Origin of the sequence: Enterobacter cloacae complex sp. 397G4 (assembly GCF_050031515.1) — a bacterium.
Lineage (GTDB): Bacteria > Pseudomonadota > Gammaproteobacteria > Enterobacterales > Enterobacteriaceae > Enterobacter > Enterobacter hormaechei_C.
Map to the genome: position 1 here is coordinate 1 of NZ_JBLGWE010000003.1, position 20,119 is coordinate 20,119.

General features: G+C 50.2%; 22 protein-coding genes and 4 pseudogenes. 15 read left to right on the forward strand and 11 right to left on the reverse strand.

The features are described 5' to 3' along the window. On the forward strand, positions 1–1,011 hold the full coding sequence (locus tag ACQG1Y_RS25265) for a RepB family plasmid replication initiator protein (RefSeq protein WP_043523099.1): 1,011 nt from the start codon (positions 1–3) through the stop codon (positions 1,009–1,011). 676 nt (positions 1,012–1,687) lie between these two features. Here the strand turns inward: ACQG1Y_RS25265 and ACQG1Y_RS25270 are convergent. Continuing rightward, positions 1,688–2,428, reverse strand: a complete 741-nt coding sequence (locus ACQG1Y_RS25270) for a tyrosine-type recombinase/integrase (RefSeq protein ID WP_043523101.1) — start codon at positions 2,426–2,428, stop codon at positions 1,688–1,690. A 926-nt stretch (positions 2,429–3,354) separates the two neighbouring features. Between ACQG1Y_RS25270 and ACQG1Y_RS25275 the strand changes: the two genes are divergently transcribed. Next, on the forward strand, positions 3,355–3,576 hold the full coding sequence (locus ACQG1Y_RS25275; protein ID WP_330166228.1) for a hypothetical protein: 222 nt from the start codon (positions 3,355–3,357) through the stop codon (positions 3,574–3,576). A gap of 21 nt (positions 3,577–3,597) precedes the next feature. Here ACQG1Y_RS25275 and ACQG1Y_RS25280 read toward each other — a convergent pair whose 3' ends face one another. The 7 genes and pseudogenes from ACQG1Y_RS25280 to ACQG1Y_RS25310 form a co-directional block, all read right to left on the reverse strand. After that, positions 3,598–4,548 carry a Csu type fimbrial protein gene (locus tag ACQG1Y_RS25280; RefSeq protein ID WP_043519756.1) on the reverse strand — a complete coding sequence of 317 codons (951 nt, stop codon included), beginning with the start codon at positions 4,546–4,548 and terminating at the stop codon, positions 3,598–3,600. Beyond that, positions 4,539–6,887 (reverse strand): fimbria/pilus outer membrane usher protein, encoded by a 2,349-nt coding sequence (locus tag ACQG1Y_RS25285; protein ID WP_414250536.1) that lies wholly within the window; start codon positions 6,885–6,887, stop codon positions 4,539–4,541. The genes ACQG1Y_RS25280 and ACQG1Y_RS25285 overlap by 10 nt, the downstream gene beginning before the upstream one ends. After that, positions 6,853–7,566 carry a fimbrial biogenesis chaperone gene (locus tag ACQG1Y_RS25290; RefSeq protein ID WP_072042520.1) on the reverse strand — a complete coding sequence of 238 codons (714 nt, stop codon included), beginning with the start codon at positions 7,564–7,566 and terminating at the stop codon, positions 6,853–6,855. The genes ACQG1Y_RS25285 and ACQG1Y_RS25290 overlap by 35 nt, the downstream gene beginning before the upstream one ends. A gap of 16 nt (positions 7,567–7,582) precedes the next feature. Then, entirely contained in the window at positions 7,583–8,089 is a 507-nt protein-coding gene (locus ACQG1Y_RS25295) for a Csu type fimbrial protein (protein ID WP_072042519.1), read from the reverse strand. Between the two features lie 290 nt (positions 8,090–8,379). Next, a pseudogene (locus ACQG1Y_RS25300) lies at positions 8,380–9,236 on the reverse strand (IS3 family transposase); the annotation flags it as partial. A gap of 55 nt (positions 9,237–9,291) precedes the next feature. After that, entirely contained in the window at positions 9,292–10,260 is a 969-nt protein-coding gene (locus ACQG1Y_RS25305; RefSeq protein WP_238901975.1) for an IS5 family transposase, read from the reverse strand. A gap of 83 nt (positions 10,261–10,343) precedes the next feature. Further along, positions 10,344–10,457 (reverse strand): annotated as a pseudogene (locus ACQG1Y_RS25310) (transposase); the annotation flags it as partial. Between the two features lie 190 nt (positions 10,458–10,647). On the opposite strand from ACQG1Y_RS25310, the pseudogene ACQG1Y_RS25315 reads away from it, so the two are divergent. Continuing rightward, positions 10,648–11,110: pseudogene (locus ACQG1Y_RS25315) on the forward strand (DDE-type integrase/transposase/recombinase); the annotation flags it as partial. A gap of 11 nt (positions 11,111–11,121) precedes the next feature. Here the strand turns inward: ACQG1Y_RS25315 and ACQG1Y_RS25320 are convergent. From ACQG1Y_RS25320 to ACQG1Y_RS25330, 3 genes and pseudogenes are all read right to left on the reverse strand, one after another. After that, the gene (locus tag ACQG1Y_RS25320; RefSeq protein WP_052469716.1) at positions 11,122–12,537 is read right to left on the reverse strand and encodes an HNH endonuclease signature motif containing protein; all 1,416 of its coding nucleotides are present in this window, start codon (positions 12,535–12,537) and stop codon (positions 11,122–11,124) included. A 155-nt stretch (positions 12,538–12,692) separates the two neighbouring features. Then, positions 12,693–12,854: pseudogene (locus tag ACQG1Y_RS25325) on the reverse strand (IS3 family transposase); the annotation flags it as partial. Positions 12,855–13,089: 235 nt separating this feature from the next. Further along, positions 13,090–13,467: a hypothetical protein gene (locus ACQG1Y_RS25330; RefSeq protein ID WP_199033615.1), complete on the reverse strand. Its 378-nt coding sequence runs from the start codon at positions 13,465–13,467 to the stop codon at positions 13,090–13,092. Between the two features lie 674 nt (positions 13,468–14,141). Here ACQG1Y_RS25330 and ACQG1Y_RS25335 point away from each other — a divergent pair. The 12 genes from ACQG1Y_RS25335 to ACQG1Y_RS25390 all read left to right on the forward strand — a co-directional run bounded on the left by ACQG1Y_RS25335 (position 14,142) and on the right by ACQG1Y_RS25390 (position 20,068). Continuing rightward, on the forward strand, positions 14,142–14,519 hold the full coding sequence (locus ACQG1Y_RS25335; RefSeq protein WP_043519751.1) for a hypothetical protein: 378 nt from the start codon (positions 14,142–14,144) through the stop codon (positions 14,517–14,519). A gap of 98 nt (positions 14,520–14,617) precedes the next feature. Beyond that, positions 14,618–15,037, forward strand: coding sequence for a hypothetical protein (locus ACQG1Y_RS25340; protein ID WP_043519750.1), 420 nt, complete (start codon positions 14,618–14,620; stop codon positions 15,035–15,037). A gap of 55 nt (positions 15,038–15,092) precedes the next feature. Then, positions 15,093–15,452 carry a hypothetical protein gene (locus ACQG1Y_RS25345; RefSeq protein WP_043519748.1) on the forward strand — a complete coding sequence of 120 codons (360 nt, stop codon included), beginning with the start codon at positions 15,093–15,095 and terminating at the stop codon, positions 15,450–15,452. Between the two features lie 118 nt (positions 15,453–15,570). Beyond that, complete coding sequence (locus tag ACQG1Y_RS25350) at positions 15,571–15,879, forward strand: hypothetical protein (protein ID WP_043519747.1); 309 nt, start codon at positions 15,571–15,573, stop codon at positions 15,877–15,879. Between the two features lie 159 nt (positions 15,880–16,038). Beyond that, complete coding sequence (locus ACQG1Y_RS25355) at positions 16,039–16,212, forward strand: hypothetical protein (RefSeq protein ID WP_165572498.1); 174 nt, start codon at positions 16,039–16,041, stop codon at positions 16,210–16,212. Between the two features lie 169 nt (positions 16,213–16,381). Continuing rightward, a complete protein-coding gene (locus ACQG1Y_RS25360; protein WP_043519745.1) occupies positions 16,382–16,699 on the forward strand; it encodes a hypothetical protein in 318 nt (105 codons plus the stop codon). Positions 16,700–17,003: 304 nt separating this feature from the next. Then, complete coding sequence (locus tag ACQG1Y_RS25365; protein ID WP_043519744.1) at positions 17,004–17,735, forward strand: hypothetical protein; 732 nt, start codon at positions 17,004–17,006, stop codon at positions 17,733–17,735. A gap of 28 nt (positions 17,736–17,763) precedes the next feature. Continuing rightward, positions 17,764–18,198 carry a hypothetical protein gene (locus tag ACQG1Y_RS25370; protein ID WP_052469715.1) on the forward strand — a complete coding sequence of 145 codons (435 nt, stop codon included), beginning with the start codon at positions 17,764–17,766 and terminating at the stop codon, positions 18,196–18,198. 110 nt (positions 18,199–18,308) lie between these two features. After that, entirely contained in the window at positions 18,309–18,752 is a 444-nt protein-coding gene (parS, locus tag ACQG1Y_RS25375) for a type II RES/Xre toxin-antitoxin system antitoxin (protein WP_043519743.1), read from the forward strand. Between the two features lie 43 nt (positions 18,753–18,795). After that, the gene (locus tag ACQG1Y_RS25380; RefSeq protein ID WP_131672593.1) at positions 18,796–19,032 is read left to right on the forward strand and encodes an RES family NAD+ phosphorylase; all 237 of its coding nucleotides are present in this window, start codon (positions 18,796–18,798) and stop codon (positions 19,030–19,032) included. 18 nt (positions 19,033–19,050) lie between these two features. Next, positions 19,051–19,722 (forward strand): hypothetical protein, encoded by a 672-nt coding sequence (locus tag ACQG1Y_RS25385; protein ID WP_199033616.1) that lies wholly within the window; start codon positions 19,051–19,053, stop codon positions 19,720–19,722. Between the two features lie 7 nt (positions 19,723–19,729). Continuing rightward, on the forward strand, positions 19,730–20,068 hold the full coding sequence (locus tag ACQG1Y_RS25390; RefSeq protein WP_043519741.1) for a hypothetical protein: 339 nt from the start codon (positions 19,730–19,732) through the stop codon (positions 20,066–20,068). Positions 20,069–20,119: the final 51 nt, after the last annotated feature.

The following is a 20,119-nucleotide window of genomic DNA, read 5'->3' on the forward strand; positions in this document are numbered from 1 at the left end:
ATGACGAGCGAAAATAACAGCTTACTTCTGAACCTTCAGGAAGTTGATAAGACAACCGGCGAAGTTGTTAAGCTGGATGTCAACAGTACCAGTACCGTGCAGCCAGTAGCGCTCATGAGACTCGGTCTCTTCGTCCCAACTCTGAAATCAACAGGGAAGAGCAAGGCGAACCGGAAAAACGTTACAGACGCGACTGAGGAGCTTGTACAGCTGTCCATTGCCAAAAGCGAAGGGTACACTGACGTTAAGATCACCGGTTCGCGTCTTGATATGGACACGGATTTTAAAGTCTGGCTGGGGATAATTCGCTCCATGTCGGAGTATGGGGTAAAAAGTGACACCCTGGAACTGTCGTTCGTCGAATTCGTTAAGATGTGCGGATTTGACTCCCGTCGTTCAAACAAAAAAATGCGCGATCGCATCAGTAATTCCCTGTTTAAACTCGCCTCGGTTACGCTGAAGTTCCAGAGCGAGACCAAAGGATGGACCACCCATCTGGTGCAGTCAGCCTATTATGACATCAACGAGGATATCGTTGAGATCAAGGCTGAACCTAAGCTGTTTGAGCTTTACCACATGGACAGAAGGGTACTGCTGCGGCTGAAAGCCATTGACGCCCTGCAGCGCAAGGAATCAGCCCAGGCGCTTTATACCTACATCGAAAGTCTTCCCCAGAATCCTGCGCCTATTTCCATGAAACGGATGCGTGACCGGCTGAATCTCACCTCAAATGTCTATACGCAGAACCACACGGTGCGTAAGGCGATGGAGCAGCTGCGGGATATTGGTTATCTGGATTACACCGAGTTTAAACGTGGCCGAGCCACCTATTTCAGCGTGCATTATCGCAACCCTAAACTCATCAGTGGTCCTGTGAAGGTTCCGCGCAAAGAGGAAGAAGAGAAGGCGCCAGAGCAAAACTATGACGAAGTCATTAAGGCGCTGAAGGCTGCTGGCATCGATCCTCTTAAACTGGCTGAAGCCCTCTCAGCGATGAAGTCAGAAAATTGACTGTGATATGCATAACATGACTGCCGTATGCCGTAAAGGACATTCCATTGACTGTGATATGCATCACGCATACCGCAGTCAATATTTATTCTCTATCATGTCTGCCCGGATCGAATAATATTGACTGTAATATGTGATTTCGGGTCGTGATACGCAGATATTGACTACGGTATGCGGGTTTAACGGTGGTATTCCCTGGTCTGTTCACTGCTCCCCGGGTGATAACATGTCACAGTCAATTTTTCAGTAAAGCTCTATACCCCTTACGAAAATCTCAATCGAATGCTGAGACAGTCATGTTACCTGACGGTATCCGTTCCCCTGTGTACTGCAGGTTTAGCCCGGCAGGATGAGACTTCAGCTATCTGTATAACCCGGCGCCAGCTTCATACTGCTAAATGCAATCAGGAAACGGGAGCCGGATGGCACAAAGGAGTGGGCCACAGATGGTGAATAGCTTTCGCTATTAATGGGATGATCCGCTGGGCATTCAAGAAAAACACACCGTGAGAAGAACGGCCAGAATGCCTGCATTGCGCCCTGTCTTTTATGCAGCATGCAGATGCCTGCAGGATTGCAGGTTAGAGGGCTGGAGCACGATAGTTCAGTCAGCCGGCGGATGCCCTGGTGTGGTGGTTCAGGGGAGGGGTACTTAATGTGGCCTGGCCTGTGAATCTCAGCCGGCCGGCGGCAGGGAGCGAAGGATCTCCGCGGCATCGCGACCGTCACCGGTAAAGGGAACGGCCAGGGTGGCAGCCATGTCCAGCGCAAATACCCGGGTATAGACTTCCATCGAGCGCGGATCCTTATGCCCTGCCAGTGCCTGGATGACCTTCCTGGGCTGCCGGTGATAAAGCATGTGCATAATATAGCTGTGGCGGAAAGTATGCGGCGTCACGGGGATCGAAAAATGCACGCCGTCAGCTTCGGCCCGCTTCACCGCCTGCTTCAGCCAGTTGCGCATTGTCTCATCCGTGACCGGCCATAACGGCTCACGCCGGCGGGGGCGGGTGGTCACCATCCAGCTTTCCATCTGACGCACAAAACTGGCATCCGTCAGCGGTACCAGACGCACTTCATCTTTTGGCGGCCGGCCACGACGTGCCCGCACTTTTTCCGACAGCACCCGAACAAAAGGCCGCAGGCCATCCAGATCGAATGACTCCGGGGTCAGCGTCCGGGCTTCTCCGATACGGATGCCGGTGTTCCACATGGTGGCGAACAGCATGTGATGCCGCTGGTCGGGCATATACCAGAGAAGGGCACTCACTTCCGGCGCCAGCAGATAGGCCGGAGTGGCACCGGTGGAGGTGGCCATGCGTCGTAATGCCACGGCGGTCGCAAAATCAACGCCCGGGGCGATCGGCAATAACGAAACGCGTTCTGGTGAATTCTGCAGGGGAATGATGTTGTTCATCGGCTATTTTTCACGTAGCGCATGCACTGGTTATGGATACAGTTATTCTGACCTGAAAGGCCCGATCCTGCCATCACAATAAATCGCAGCGCGCGGATCCTTTTGTTGTCTTATCCCGCATTATTGCGGGTAAAACCAAATACGTAAAGGATCCTTTTTGAGCACAGATCCACGCTGAAACCAGTCATGACGCGGGCTGAGGGCCGTTTTACGGTTTTTGGGAGAAATGGGGTAATGCCAAAACATGATCTCCTCCTGAAAAGAGTATCAGGCTAAACTGAAGTCTCCGGTCTTTCTTTCATCAAACAAGGAGGCCAGCTCATCATGAAAAAGACCCGCTATGCCGAAGAACAGATTGTGTTTGCGCTGAAACAGGCATAAACCGGCTCACAAATGGGGCAAACCTCCAGAAGCACAGGGATTTCTGAGGCTACTTTTTATATCTATGGACTACCTCCATTTTGCAGGTACTGAATGTGGTTGTGGGTTGTTGTTTGCATCTATCTGTCGTCAGCAATACTAACATCTGTAGCAGATTAATGAGAAATTCAACTGCCACATATGTTCTCGTCAGAATATTAGAACCAGGGATTACTATCTCTGCTATATTTTATGAATGCCAAATTAACTTAATAATTTAACTATAAATCAGAGAGCCGTTGTGAAATCAAGATACAATAAACCAACAAAAAAGTAACTATGTGAAATTAATTCATTTGTCATAAAAATATATGTCGGGTACGATTTAATAGTCTCTTAAGTTTCCTGTTTGTTAATTTATTGCCGTGTCTAATCATGATGTTTTATCATGTTAATGCCTTTTGGCAGGGCTGTTTTAAAACAGCCTTTTTTCTTTGGTTTATGCTGCATTCTTTAACCAGTATTTGTTATTTGAACGCATCAGTTCATGTTAAAAGGTTATAAAATTGAAAAGAATATTATTCGCTGCCATCATAGGTTGTTCACTGTCTGCCTGTTCTTCACCTGCTGAAAGAATGGCTCAATGCGAGGCACAAGGAGTATCTCACGATGCTTGTTATATCGCTGAACAAAATCGTAAATCTAATATCAACGCCGCTGCTGAAAAACAGGCATTAGAGAATGCTGCTAATGCAGTTCAACATGCACAAGCAGTTAACAGAGAGTAGAAGATACAATTCCCGTGATCTTTAATAGCTCAGGGTAACCACCACTGTGTCGGTATAGGTTCCTGCCGCAGGCCAGTTTTGCGCAGGAATATTACCGTAAACCGTGAGTAACTGATCGTTACCGGTGGTTGATGTCTGGTTCTGCACCCTGTCGCTGTCATTCCAGGGTGTCGTATGGCCCGCATCCTGATAAAGATTGTAGCTGACGCAACTGGAACCCTGGCACACCTGTCTGCTTGTGCCGTTATTATGCATACCTTCACCAAGCGCGACGGTAAAATTAGTATTCACCGGGCATCGGATGGCGATATTAGCGGTGGCATCACCACGTAACTGACTGCTGGTAGCCGGGCTTTTGCTCCCAAAATCAAGTGGATCCACACTGACCAGTTCACAGCCATTTTTGACGGTCGCCTGGGCCTCAATGCTTGATGACAGAATGGTACCGCTCATGGTTGAGCAGGATGGCAGAGCATTGTTATCGGCGTTATCGCTGTATTTCACCGTTGCAGGTGTGCCGGCGTCGTAATAGTCGCCGGCCTGAAGTCCGCTTTGTCCAGACGGTATTTTAGCAACGAGGTTGATGTAAAACGTGTAGTTGGTTTGCCCTCCATCCAGAAAGATGTTCCGTTCAGCAAACGCACCACTGTTTGCGCCAATATCGGTACTCAGATCGTCAGCTGAGTAGACGAGATAAGCCAGCGGGGCCCCTGATGGCACCGTATTCATCTGGGGGGGGGCGGTATTCGTCAGATTCATACACAGGCGTACATACCTCGGTGTTGAATCGTAATTATTACACTGGAATTCGAGCGCCTGGTTGGTCTGAGCCATCTCTCCCGCTGTTACCGTACCGAAACTAAATTTCGCCGGGCTTATGGACCGACACTCTGCGGCATAAGCGCGGGGAGAATAGTGAGATACCAGCAAGAATCCCGCACAGGCAAACAGAATGACACGCACTACTGGCATAGAACTTTCCTTTTGATAATAGTCTGACTGCCGACAGCCTCGGGTAAACGGATCTGGCACTGTCCGCTGTCCCAGCTCACAATGGCTTTCCCCTTTTGCGGTGGATCTTCCAGATAGATATTGCCGTCATAACCGACAATCGTCTCGGTTGTTCCCCGGCGCGGCGTATGGCTCTCGCTATCCTTGATCTGTACCTGGGCCGAGAAGGGCACCGGTTTGCCCTGGGCATCATGGGCCAGCAGCAGTATCGCCTTCGTCTGATATACCTCAAAGGTTGTCAACGCCCCCCCTTTTCTGCGGGGGATGGCAATCTGACTGGTGTAAGGAGCCCGGTAATCCGGCGGCAGATTTAAAGCATCTATATCAACATTGTTCTTTTGATACGCGAGCAGGTTGGTCAGGAACAACCGACCATTACTGTCTGTTTTACCCACCAGTCTGTGTTCCAGGCGGACAGGAATATCTGCCACCCCTTCGGTATCTACCATCAGGAAAGCCTCGCCAAGATCGCGGGTCGCATAAAGCCCACCCATAAACAGGCCTACCGCACCGGACATTGATGCGTAGTAGTCAGTCTCCTGACCGTAATTATTGATGCCAGCTTCCATATCGCTCCAGGTATTCCTGCGCTGAACGCTGGCATGCTGGTTATCATTTTGCCCATTACGCACAGAAGCATTCCATCCCCATCCCGGACGGTTTGACTCCAGGCTACGGCTGAGGCTGACCTGCTCGCTATTGCTGTGATTATCATGGTTATGCTGCAGCGTCAGATAATCCCGACTGGTAAACAAAGGAATGGTGAGATTGACGTAAAAGGTTTTATCACGCTCTTCTTCCAGTGACTGGGTAAAACTTGTGCCTAAGATCACGCGTTCTGAAAATGACTTTGACCATGAAACGCCCACATAGCGGGAGCGCTGATCGGTATATTGCTGGTTGATCCAGCTTGCGCCGAGCGTGCCAAGGGAAGGAAATGCCCAGCTGAGAAAGGCGCTGTCTTGTCGCGTGGCCAGTGTCGTATCCGCCAGAGCAGTAATATCGCGAAAAGTTCTCTCCCGCTGGGTATGATTGAGTGAAACATTGAAATAACGATCGTTCCATTGCCATCCTGCTCCCCACTGCAGCCCGTCATCATTCCGATAGCGTCCCCAGGAAAGGTCGAGATGAACCAGACCCAGCGTCGGGGATAACAAATAATTAGCGCCGGCGCCGAGATTATTCAGATTAGCGCCCTGTTCAGTATGTGATTCGAAGGTGAGCTGGTTCGTAGCGCCATAGCGCCAGTCGCCGACGCCAACAAATTCAGTGTCATAACTGAATGAACGGACGCTATAGTCTTTTCTTACCCAACCGGCGTTTAATCCCCACGTATGCAATCCCTGAGTCAGCAGGCGGTTGGTTCCGTAAAGCGCAAGGTCCACCACACGTTGCTGGCCGTTGATATCGGTAATAACCACCTGCGCGCTTCCATTGCCGGAGAGAACCGGCGCAGTATTCAACGTAAACTGACCGGGCGTAACCTGCTGAGAGGATGTTTTAATCCCCTGAATATACAGATCCACCGTTGACGGCATGGTAACGGAATCGGTTAAAATATCTCGAGTGGAAGTATTGATGCTGGGCTGCAGGGTATAGTTGCGAGTCAGGCTAATGCCACCGAACCGCACGCTGTTAGACCAGGTCTGGCTGGCCGTGTAATTATCCCCGACGGTCAGGCTGAGTAATTTATCAATATTTTCCCAGGTCCAGCTGGTCATTAATCGTGTTGTGCCGGTGTCCTCTCCGGAATAGCTTTGGCTGGCAAAGCGACTGTTGAATGAACTGGAAAAGTGGCCCGGACTCAGACCAAACGTACGAAATTCTGAATACGCCGTCAGGTATTGATTATCGCTATTATGGCTGGCGAAAAGATTATAATTAAGCGCCACACCGCTGACCTCTCTGGACAGCTGATCCTCATGGATAAACTGTGCATCCTGACGCGCGCTGAGGTGCTGAAAACCGGTCAGACGAGTGCTGTCGGCAGTGATGAGCAGGGTCTGGTTTAAATCATCATAGCGGTAGCGTAGCCCCTGTCTTTGCTGGAGTTCAATATATTCTCCCGAAACAGGCAGGTCGTCGGTCCGTATATGTAAGCCTTGCGCATCGGATGCCATGATGCTCAGACGTTCTCCCTGTTTTTTTACCGGGATCAGGCCAGTAGCAGGTGAACCATTCACACTGATCGTGAGGTACAGCAATCCCTCGTCTGTAGATGCTCCGCAGACAAGGGGGAAAAACAGCAGCGCGGAAAAGTAGAAGTTACCGTGTAAGGTTAATTGTTTTATTAGTCTCATTATCATTTATAGTCACGGATAAAGACGTCCCTTTATTCATCCCTTTGGGCAGGAACCACGACATTTCACTTCCGGGGAGAACATATCCCATCAGCCCTGGGTTAATGACAAGTTTTTTTCCTGCTGATATCAGGGAAACATTACTTAATTTGATATGCTGAGTATTGGTGTTTTTTATGAACAAACGCGGTGTCGCCCCACTGGTATCTAATGATGCACGAATTTTACTGATGTCAGTTTTTGTATCCGGGCATGACAAAAAGACCGGAATGGAGTAACGCAGCAAAAATTTTACCTGACTGGTTGAAGTATTTGATTTAGTGTCAGGTAATTCATCGACAATTAAACGATAAGCCTGTTCATGCCCCTTGCTGTTGCCAGGTATAATGAGTCTGACAAGTTGTTGCTTACCTGCAGGAATAGCGGCAATAGGGGGGCTGATGATTATGTCCTGGGTCGGGGTAAGTACATCATTATTGTTTTTTTGCTGCCAGAGATAGAGGCGCATCTGGGTACCAATTGGCTCAGGACCGGTATTTTTGATATATATCGGCCGCGCCGCTTGGCCCTGGCAGAAGTTCACGGTGACGGGGTACATCTGTAAACTGGCGGCATATGAAAATACACTCAACGAGCAACCAAAAAAAACGGAAAATGAAGATAAAAAACCAAATTTCATATGCGCAGCCTGAGTCTTAGTAAGTCACTTGCAAAGTAACGGTATCGGTATACGTGCCTGCAGCAACATTACTTAGCGCCGCGTTTCGTATTTTCCCGTAGATCGGAATGACCTGAGCGGCGCCCGTTCCGGTTGAGGCAGAGGCGCTGACTTCAGAATCTGAAGGGAGCTGTTGGGCCAGAGGTTGTGAACCGGCGTTATCCAGGTAGAGCACATACGCTGCAGTGTTGGTACCCGCAGTGCCAGAAGCATTAGTTAATTCATAGGTATGTGCGCTGTCAGAAGTCAAAATATAGGGGGTGCCAGCGGTACAGGTGACGGAGGCATTGGTCTGGCCTTCAATGTTGGTATCGCCGATAGCATGCGTACCAAAATCGAGGGGATCAACGGCAAGAATACAGGATGATTCTACTGTCAGGGTGACATCAAGGTTTGCCGTAGCGGTGGTGGCCGCATTAGCAAAAGCACTGCACAGGAATCCTGCCGAACCTAACGCAAAGACAACAAGACTTTTACGAATCATATCGACCTCATAGCATTAACGTGTGATGAAATAAATTTTTAATAAACTGGTGAAATATCCACATATAAAAAGCGTACAAATCAATACAGGGGCGCCAAACGTCTCCATGATAAACGTCGGGGGATGAAGCAAAGCGTCGTTGTCACTCAGAGGTCCCTGGATGTGGTATCTGAAAGTAGCTCGTGATGTATAATATTGCACAACTTCGTTACATTGCCACAACTTTTGAAAAAAATAGCATAACAATTAGATATTATAAGAAATGATATGATTTACATAACAAACTACCTGGGACGCTCACTGTTGTATTCATTCCGCCAGCGTTCCGTGATTTCCCGTACTTCATTCAGCGTTCTGAACAGGAAAATTCCAGGATTTCTTTCCGATACGTCCGGTTGAACCGCTCAATAAACGCATTTTGCGTCGTCTTACTTGGCTTGATAAATTCCAGTGCCACACCATGCTCTTCAGCCCACAGAGCAATTGTCAGCGAGATCAGTTCCGGGTCGTTGTCCATCCTCAGTTTCAGCGGATACTCCCGGTTCGCCACTATCCTGTCCAGCACTCTGACCACCCGCTGTGCCGGGATATTCAGATCAAATTCAATTGCCAGGGCTTCACGGTTAAAATCATCCACCACGTTGAAGGTCCGGAAACGCCTGCGGCAGACCAGCGCATCGTGCATAAAGTCTATTGACCAGCTCTGGTTAAGAGCCTCAGGCGTCACCAGTGGCCCAGGATTACGTACCGGCAGAAGCTGTTTCCCTTGCGGCGAAAATTCAGTTTCAGCAAGTAATAAATCCGGTGAACGCGTTTATGGTTCCAGGTGATACCCTGCCTGCGCAGCAACTGGAACAACTTCTTAAAACCGTATTGCGGATAGCGCTCTGCCAGCTCAGTCAGCAGATGGATCACCGGTTCATCGCGCCGGTAAACATAGACCGTCCTGCTCAGCGATAATGTCCTGCAGGCCTGGCGGACGCTCATGGCAAATTGTGCCTTCAGATGGCTGACGAGCTCCCGCTTTATCGCTGGTTTTAAAGCTTTTTTCGATAACGTTCTTCAGTGTCCGGCATTCAAGACTGAGATCAGCAAACATCTGTTTTAATCGCCGGTTTTCATCCTACAGGTTTTTCATCTTCTTGATGGCTTTGTTGAATAAATAAGATTTCGTGCGAACGACCCTGTAGCTGGCTGGATTTTCAGGCAATACGCACGCTTTCTGGCATCCCGGCCTTTGTCATCCTGTTCAACGCACGCACCATGGCCATAGCTTCCGCTACCTGACCATCGTAGTCACGCAGCGTCAGTGAATCTCCCAACAACTGCTTCATTCTGTACATTGCCGTTTCCGCTATCGAGCGACGGTTATATTCCGTTGTCCATTTCCACCGTGCATTGCTTCCGCTCAGCCGCTGATTAGCAACGGCACGGTTGCGGTCTGCGTACTCACCGGGCCAGTAACCTGCTCCTTTTCGGGGAGGAATAAGCGCGCTGATTTTTTTGCGGCGTAGTTCATCGTGACAGAGCCGGGTATCGTAAGCCCCGTCTGCCGCGGCTGCCCTGATTTTTCTGTGAGTCTGCCGGATAAGACCCGGGAAGGCTTCTGAGTCCGTCACATTGTTCAGCGACAGGTCTGCACAGATGATTTCATGTGTGTTGCTGTCAACTGCCAGATGCAACTTTCGCCATATACGACGGCGTTCCTGGCCATGCTTTTTGACTTTCCACTCGCCTTCACCAAAGACCTTCAGCCCGGTGGAATCAATCACCAGGTGTGCGATTTCACCCCGGGTGGACGTTTTGAAACTGACATTAACCGACTTTGCCCGCTTACTGACACTGGTGTAATCCGGGCAGCGCAACGGAACGTTCATCAGGGCAAAAATGGAATCAATAAAACCCTGCGCAGCCCGCAGGGTCAGCCGGAATACGCGTTTAATCACCAGAACGGTGGTGATGGCGAGATCAGAATAGCGCTGGGGCCTTCCTCGTGATGAAGGCGTTGCCGACTCATACCAGGCCTGAATCGCCTCATCATCCAGCCAGAAAGTGAGGGAGCCACGGTTGATGAGAGCTTTGTTGTAGGTGGACCAGTTGGTGATTCTGAACTTTTGCTTTGCCACGGAATGGTCTGTGTTGTCGGGAGGATGCGTGATCTGATCCTTCAACTCAGCAAAAGTTCGATTTATTCAACAAAGCCCTTCTTGATATCAGACACTTCCATACCGCCAAACTTCGCTTTCAAGTTCTAGTAGGTGGCTTCAGAAATCCCGGCCTCCCGGCAGACACCTTTAACGGTTCGTCCGGCTTTAACCAATATAATTACGGCAATGATCTGGTGTTCGGTGAATAGGGATTTACGCATAGCGAACTTCTCAGAGGACATAATGAGTATGTCGGAAGATCTCTAAAAGTGAATGGTACGTTTTGCAGAGATACGTACTTTCCGGTTCAGAAAACCGCTGCCATCTTTTTCGGATTATATTCTCAGGAATATCTGCTTCATAAAAAGTGATATATTGCTGACACAGACAAAACCATGTTTCAAATTCATTGCCGACCTCGCCGTTGTTCTCGCTCTGTTCGCAATAAAACCAGTGGGCTGGGTAATGTCGTTCTCGCCGGACAGTAGACTCACCATGAAAGCGCTGGAAATGTCATGGGAAACGCGCGGTAAGCCCGTCGGGTTGATGTTCCACAGTGACTAGGGCAGTCATTATACGAGCAGGTAGTTCCGACGTTTACTGTGGCGATACCGGATCAAGCAGAGTATGAGTCGGCGCAGAAACTGCTGGGATAACAGTCTTATGGAGCGCTTCTTTAGGGGTCTGAAGAATGAATGGGGGCCAGTGACAGGTTACGTAAGCTTCAGCGATGCTGCACATGAAATAACAGCTTATATCGTTAGGTATTTATTACAGCGCGATCAGGCCGCACGAATTTAACGGCGAATTACCACCCAACGAATCGGAAAATCGATATTGGATAAACTCTAAACTGGTGGCCAGTTTTGGTTGACCAGTACACCTTCAATTGGCACCTATCAGGTACTCATTCCAGCGAGCGGCCAGTTTGTCTTTGTCAAGGCGGTAATGTAGTGGGGTGATCACGCGGCCTTCATATTCCTCTAACTCAATGCCTGGTTTGAAATGAACGGTCATGGTCTCAGGATTAATTCCCATCTTGTTCGCGTCAAACAGGCGGTGCAAGGTTGGTGAGAGCAGAATGCCGTTACTTGCGCTGTAATCGCCTTTGGCCGCGCTTTCAATGTGAGCGGCCTCCAGTACACCGCCTAGGTGTTTACCGGACACGGCACATCGGTAGCCGAAGTTGTAGCAAAGCGCTGTCTTAAACTCAGCTTGGATTGCCGCATCGCGCTGACGCACTAGACGTTCTGAAGAACCGCCTTTCAGCTCGGGGCCATCGCGCAGCGGATTGACCGTAGTGATTTCCAGCTCGTCCAGGTCTCCCGGTGTTTCGACGCTGATTTCCAGTGTCTGGGGGGGTAAACGTTGTTCCAGTTTATCTACCAACTTCTCCTGCCGTATGCGCTCTTCTTTAAATGGAACGTGGGTCACGGATAATGGTGCGATCAACTCGACGGCGGCCGTTTCCTTGATAATATCCTGCACGCGGACAACTGAATCATTTGCTGCGGGTGCAGTAATCGCTGCAGCAAAGTACTGTGCGAGCAGATGTTCGGCAGTCAAGCCGCTTTCACGGTGTTTATGTACGAACATCGCAAACTCGCGACGGCTTGCAACGGGAACCTTCTTCATGGCCTTTTCAATACCCGTCAGTTTGCCGCTAATGGTGGCCCCTTTCGGCTTAGGCAGCGGCAGATCGTATGTTTTGATGATAGCAGCTGGCGTGTTAACCCCCATCAACGGCTTCTCGCTTCCACTAAAGCTGACCGCTTCAGGCTTAGCTAATGGGTTTTGATGTAATCCTGCTCCAAATGTCAGTTTCTTTTGAGGTGCGGATGACCGTGACGCGTCACGTGCAATCGTCCAAGCATCTACCTTATTGCTAGCGGGCTTTCTTTTCAGCAGATGAAGTGTTTTGGCTCTGAGTTTGCCTGGTTTCGGGCGCTTATCCACAGGAATTGGAGCGGCTGGCGGCGGAACGAGCGATGCTACAATCTTTTCCTCGCTGGCTCTGCTTTGCTGTTGGTGTTCTTTGGCTCGTAGGCGCTTAACCTCCATCGTACGGGACTGGCCTACCAACGTATCTCGTTCCATATCGTACGTTATTTCAGCAACGTTTTTTCCACGAGCCAACTGGATGGAGATATTCTTCCAGATAGAAACGCCCAAGTACTGGCCTTTCCCGATCTTGAGGTTGGCCATAACCTGGTCGGCTTGCTTATGACGCTGTTCTTCCAGCTTGCGTGCTGCAATCTGCTCAGGTGTTACGTTGTTTTTCGCCTTGCGTTTCTTCGCCATTGTTGCCTCTTGCGCGGTAGCCGCCGGGGGGAGTTAAGGTATGTACTTTCACCTCAACTTATAGAAAACACAGGCCTCATTTTGCAGCATCATAGGTGAACTGAACCCATGCCCGTAGACAAATTCTGTCCTCACGACGAGGCCTGTTCGAAGGCCTACGGCCTGACGCCGCCGAGATAACTGTGGCGCCGGGACCGGTTATAGAATACTTCAATGTAATCGAAGATATCCGCCCGGGCCAGATCCCGGGTTTTGTATATTCTCTTCCTGATGCGCCCTTTTTTCAGTGAACTGATGAACGATTCGGCCACCGCATTGACGCTCCTATGTCAATCGCAAAAACCACACTCTCGCAGGAGGGGGTGGTTCTTGCTTTAAATGTCATCCTTACACTGGCGTGGGGTAATGTGGTTAGCTTTGGCATAGTCGTTAGCCTATTTTCAATGATCGGCCGTAGCAGCGACCAGTCCGATGCAATCCAATCACTTATCACCGACCAATGATCGGTCGGATAGCCCACTTTCTGAGCGGTTTTCAGCACCACTGGATTCATCACACCAAAGGCACGCAGCACCACAAAATCCGGCTTGGCCCGGCGGATGGCCAACCTCTGGAATTGTTGCTCAACACCCGGGGGCGGCACTTCAATCTGTTGTAGGTCAAAGCCGTACTTTTCGCCAGCAGTTCAAAAATCGGGATGGTTTCTTTACCGTATGGCGAACCGTGGTACAACACAATGATCTTTTTGCCCTGCAGTTTTTCAAGCCCACCCACGCGGCTGCCGATAAACTTGATGATCCCAGAAGTTTCGCTGTATGGGTTCAGCAGCAACGGAAAGACATAGGGGAAAAACCTGCCGTCGGTGGAATCGGTTCTGCCGTGATCGATTGTGATAAGCGACGTTTTGTCGCGCGTCACATCGTCAATCATGGCATAGGCGATCCCAACAGAAAGCGAGTTCCATGCCGCAACGTTGATATGGTGCCTTTCGCATGGAAGATGAAGAACGCTGGTCTGGCCGTTAACGCCTGCAGAAATTGAAACATTGTTCCTGTGCTGGGTTATTATCCTGCAATCCGCACAAATTAAATAGGATTATTTCTTGAGGCTTATTTATTTTGCGGTTAAAAATAAGCATCAATAATCCATCAGAGATTTTTTCTTTCATTCGAAATTAAATGGTGAAGCAAACATGAAAAATGAAAGCAGCACGCAAATTCCTGGGGTGCAGTTGGCAGATCTCCCTGCGGCAACGCTCACAGAGATATTAGAGGATGTTAATAAAAAAAGGCAGTTGTTAAACAATATAATTATATTAAGATTCAAATTAACGAATTATCGGAAAAACTGGTAGGCATTAAATAATACCGCGCTTAATGATTTTTATGATGAACTGAATTTAATTTCAGAACGCTTTGAATTGCTGCGTACCAGATTATTTGAACGACTGGGCATGGCGAGCGTGGAATAATCATGACCTGGCAGGACGGACGACTTAAGAAGCACTCCGAGCATTTAGAGATTGTCACCCCAGCAAAGATGGGCGCAACCCGCGCCAACCTCCCGCGGTGGCTGAACGCCTAACGTTTATTTGAGCTGAAAATATGAAAACTAAGCTTGTATTTGCTGCGACTACAACAGCTTTACTGCTGTCTGGCTGCGCCCAGCAGCACTCGGCGCGGAATTGTGATCAGGCTGTCGAGGCCGCTTATCAATTCATCGAACGAGCACTTACCATACGCCCTGAGTTGGCTTATAGCCCGGTGCGTAATGATGCGGATGACGCTTTACTATGGCTGGCGTGCCGTGACGGCAAGGAAAAAGGCGCGGCACACGATAATACACGCCTGATTGCACTACAGGACTATATCAACGAGGCCTCCAGACAACAGGATATGACTGTCGAGGATGGCCGTTATTTGGTTAACGACATGGCGATATATTTATCTCATTTATATGGATATGAGTCGGCGGTTAGTTAATTTAGGCCGTTACCAATACCACATCAAACATCATTTTTTAACTGTTTATTAACGAAAGTATTTAATGCAATGTACATTATGGCAAACAGGAATTATTAATGAAAACGTACAAAAAAATCATTCTGGGTATCCTTCTGGTGCTTGCCGCCTTCTCTATCCTGTCGTCGCTGGCGGTTTATACTGCTGGCTATATGATGGCGATTCTCGTCTTGGCTTGTGTGAACATCTGGTTTAACTGGCAGTACGCGAGTGGAAAATGGCCGGAAATGTCATTCTTTAAGGCCTGGGGTATCAGCATGGCGCTTGCCGCCGTCGGCTTCTATATCACTGCTGCATGTTTTGCTGGGATCTACCAGCACCCTATCTGGGAAATGCTGGCTGAAATGTGGGCTCGTACCCCTGCTTTATTCATTAAGCCCGTAATAATCACCCCTATCAGTCTGCTTATCTGGCGCTGGTTGTTCAAAGAGCCGCGCGCCGCACGCCTAGCGATTGCTTCCGTTGATAGCCACCATTAACAAATAACCCGCCAGCCGAGCTGGTGGCGGGAAACCCAAATACAGGAAAAACACCATGAAACTGATTTGCACCCTGATCACCGTTTCCCTGGTTCTGTCAGCTGGCGCAGCGCAAGCCCAGACCACGATGAACACCATCGGCGGCACAACTTACGTCAACAATGGTAGCACCACTACTACGTACAACCAGATCGGCGGTACGACGTATGGTAGCAATGGCAGCACCATGAACACCATCGGCAGCAGTACCTACGTAAACCAGGGCGGAAATACCACGACTTATAACCAGATCGGTAGCACCACTTACGGATCTGATGGTTCGACGATGAACACCATCGGGAACTCTACCTACATTAACCAGGGCGGCCAGACGACGGTTTGCAACAACATCGGCAGCACAACGTACTGTAACTGATCAGCCTCTCCTGTCCGGGAGGTCTACGGCCGCCGCTAAAGGCAAAATAGAGTGTTGGTCATTGTGTGCGCCTTGCGCCTCTCCCCGGGTGGGGAGGGAATTTTTTGAAGAGGTTCGAATGTTTATTTCCGTTTGGCTCCTGATCGCAGCAGCGCTGCTGCTGTTGTACCGCGTTGGCGCGTTGCTGAAGAAAGTTGATGCCCTGAAATCAGAGCTGGCGGTCATTTCGAAGCATAGCGATTTGCAAGCCAAGGCTCTGGAAAAGTACCAGGAACACATCAAACAGGAGACTACCCGCGCGTGGAATGTCCGGTTTGGCCTGCGTAATACCTTGGGGAACGGCGCTAACCCTGAAGTGCTTAAGCGCTTGCATGACTACGTATTTGATGAGTCGGCTACCGACTATGAATTTGACTGGAGAGACTGAAAATGTGCGTAAACCTTTATGACAATGCCCGTCGCTACGGTGACGAAAAAAAATGAGAATATTGATCGTGGCCGTCCTGCTGCTGTCCGGCGGCGCTCAGGATAACGAATCCCCCAGTATGGGGGATATTCTGGCCTCCAGCGCGTCTGAAACGCTTTTATGGTCTATACCCGTGGTCTTTCAAGAGATAACGCAACAGACGAGCTTACAGACGGATTAAATCCAATTGCCCGTGAAGCCGTTCAACCGCTGGTTGCAGACGTGGATCGCAGGCTCAACGCGGCGCATGAAGCGTTCCAGAGCCGCCTGGAAGCAGCCCAACAGCGACCTTAATCCATGAATTTTCTGGCTGTTGATTTTGACAATCCGGCTCCACTAAACACCGACAGCAATGCACTTGGGGCTATCCCTGTGAATTCAAGGAGGCGCGGAGCGGTGTTTTACGATAAGCCACGTGCCGTTTTCCACAATCCGCTACAGCAAGTGAGGACAGTTCATCCGAATGCTGATGGTGAACGATGCCGGTGAGTTTCGGGCGATGTTCCTGGACCTGGAGTTTGTGGAAGAGCGTTTCCCGGCAATGCAGGCGCGTATCTTTGGCCGCACTCGCTTCATAGGCGCACGTTGCCCTGAGGGTGGAGGCCTTGAATGTTTTGCCCATCCGATTACGTACAACGTGAATAGCGGGGGCAGGAATTTTTGCGGCCAAAAATGCGTCGGTTGCGATCAACACCGCGCAAAGAAGGCAGAAGCCAGAGAGGCCGGGCTAAATGCCCGTTACGATGACTTGGTGGATAGCTGCAGGCGTCATGGCAGCTAGGATACAGGCTACCATGGACTCCAGGAAACCGTCGCGAGGCATTTGAGCAGATCCGCAAGAACTTCCGCGCATACGGCGCCAGGAGCGGCTGCGAGCTGGTGGATTGTGAATGCAGGATGATGGCCAGCGTCATACTCGATGAGGACAAATTGAAACATTTTAAGGCGGCGGTATGCGATACCAGCGTTTGACCGTTTCCTCGCCTGCCATGGCGTGACGTTTTGGATTTGCTGGCCATGGCTCGCAATTACGACCCGCGCCACTGGGCGCTTTATGAAGAATTGGACCAACTGGAAAACAAATTATGAAAAAGACCCTCTTGCTGGCACTGACTGTAGTGAGCAGCGTACATGCTGCCGATATCCCTATGCCTGCAGACATCATCGCCAAAGTGCGCAGCCAGCCTGGAGTGGCCAGCATCGGCTGCAATGAATTTAAGATCAGCGAATATGCCGAATACAACGGCCAGCCCCTCGCGCCGATAAAAGACCTGTTGCATGGCCGCCGTCTTCTGAGCGATGCCAAAATTGAGTGCAGTCTGGACAAAAGCTATAAGGGCGATGGTAAGTATGAGCTGACAGTGAAGGAATACGGCACGCTGAACGGCAAACCTATACATTTCTATCATACCGACGGATCCACTAGCATCGGCGGCGAAATCGGGGAGCCAAGCTCGTGGTCTATCGGCTGCAAAGTGGATGCGATGAACGATAGCAAGTCCTGCAATATGTCGAACGGGGATCTGTTTATTTTTCGTGATAAATCTGGCTGGAGCGTGTTTATCAGCGGCGATCACTATCCTGGCACCGATAGCTTGATTCGTATTAACGGCGGCAAGCCGATCACCACCAGAGATAACGACGGCATGTTTTCGCACACGGCCAGCGCTCGTATCGTTGGACAGCTTAAAAGCGGAACGGAGGTTGCTACCCGCTATACGAACTGGCCTTACAACACCTATACCGACGGCATAGTCAACACTGAATCGGTGGAGACTGCCCTCGCGTACTTAGACCTTATCTACAAAAGTTTCTGATGCCTAAATTTTCAAGAACTGGAATCACATGAAAAAAACAATCATCACCGCAATAGCGCTGGGCATCCTGGCCGCAGCACCGGCACACGCCATTAACGCCAAATATCGCGAACAGCTGGAGCGCTCCGGATGCACGGAGATGAACGCAGGCCAGGGCTGCGACATCCACAAAACCAAAGCGCAGAACGCCGCAGAAGCGAAGAAGAGCCAGAACTTTTCGAAGTTCGCCGGTACCTACTCCGTTTTCCTGGGGAATGGTCAGCGCATTGGCAACAAAATCATTGTGGTGAAAGCTCATGAGGTGCGCTACAACGGCCACCTGGCGGAGCGCCCGCGGGTCGTCAACGGCGTGCTGCTGTTTTCCGTGCAGGAGGCGCAATTCTCCATCACCGGTACGCACGGCAATGAGCTGGGAACCTGGTTCAACGATGCGAACGATACCGGCGGCACTATCGGTCGATAGGCTAACCGGAAAAAAAGACCCGCTCCGGCGGGTTTTTGTTTCCTGGGTGGCTGAAATTCACCCACTAAATCCCATTTGGTTATAATAAAATTACCAAATGAAGGTTATTCATGAAAACATTCAGCTTATCAACGACACCAGCCAGACCACCTCGTTTGTGGCAGGTAGCAGGGTTAAACAATTCTGACGGCGTGTCGCTTCTGGGTCAGATCCATGAAGGCCTTGATGGTAAAGTTGTGGCCCTAATTGTTGACTGGGCGAAGATAACGCAAAACGATCTGCGTAAAATGTCCGGCATCCCTTCGACGACATTCAACCGCAGCCTGAAATCACTATTCAACCCCGACCAAAGCGAACGTCTGGTACGAATCATCCGCATTATTGATCAGGCGGTTGAACTGTTTGAAGGTGATAAAAATGAAGCACAGAAGTGGTTGAATGAGCCTAATCGTTCGCTGGGGTGGAAAGTCCCCGCAGAATTAATGGCATCCGAAACGGGGGCTTATGGGCTTATGAAGCTGTTCACCCGTCTGGAACATGGGGTGTACTCTTGATTCTCTATCGGCTGATAAAGACAAAGTATCCCAAAAATCTGATATGGCTGAATTACCGGATAACTGGGCTGATGAAGAAGCACCACCAGAACTGGCCGCATACGGCGATGCCTGGTGCTTTGCTGGGGAATCGGTAGCGCTGCGTGTTCCCAGTGCATTATCACCCGTTGAGTTTAACTACCTGTTGAATGCTGAATACCCCGATTTCTTTGGGATAGCAAAAATTGCAGAAGAGATCCCTTTCAGGTTTTATACCCGGTTAAAGCCCAGCCGTACTTGATGTTTAAGGAATTACTCATTGACAGAAATCAACACGCAGAGCATCACGCTGTGCGTAGACCGTGATTTATACATTCGAGCTATGCGGGCGGGGAGCGATATTGACCTGGTAATGGTCACCGCGCTTGAGGCTGAGCTGGTGCGCATCGAAGCGGAACGGGAAAAGAGCATGAAAAAACTACGCAATAGCGCCTTCATGAAGGCGCTGGTACCGGAATTGGAGCCGTTTACCCTGCCTGGCTACTATGCCCCTGCGGGGTATGCGCCGCACCGCACGCCAGCGGGTCATCACTTCCTGCTTGTCCACAACGCCGAGCGTCGCACCACCAGCCCGATCACGGTGCCTGGCGTAGAAAACTGCATTGAGCTGGACGTGTGGCGAACCAGCCACTACCGGCACTATGCCGAGCTAAAAGGTTATGCAAACGCCCTGATTGCATGGCTTGCGACGTGCTACAGCATCGTTATCCGCGATAATCGAAAGACCCGCACGGCGAGCATCTTCTGGATTGAACGCCTGGGTGCCGCCATTGCCGAACTGGCGCTGAGGGTGCTGTTTTTCGACGCCCAGAACCCAATGGAGGTCGCGACGGATTTTGAGCTATCGAACGTGCACGCCCCGCGCGTGTGGCGTGACGAACCCGAAAGCGGCCCTGACTGTCTGTTTATCGTCACCCGCCGGAAGATCTAGATCTATTATGCATCAACTTAACAAGCTGTTAATGCTGGCCGCGGCACTGCTCGCAGTGTTGAACGGGTTGGTTATCGCCGGTAATGATCTGCTGTTTGGCCCCCGTTCGAGCCTACCGATGGTGAGCGGCGTTATTGCGGCGTTTTTCGTTGAGTTTGGGATATTCGTCTGGCGCACCGGTACGCAACTGCACCGGGTAGGAACTGAAACACCCGCAGGAAGCCAGGCATACGCCGCCCTGAGCCGTTTAATGGCGCTGGCCTTTGTGGTGGTCGCTCTGATGATGTTGAGTGTGCTGTATGCGCTGTATGACCGTGCAGTACATGGGACTTCGATTTTCGGATAAGTTGACTGGAGAACAGCAATACAAAGCTTTGATATTGTTTTGTATAGCAAT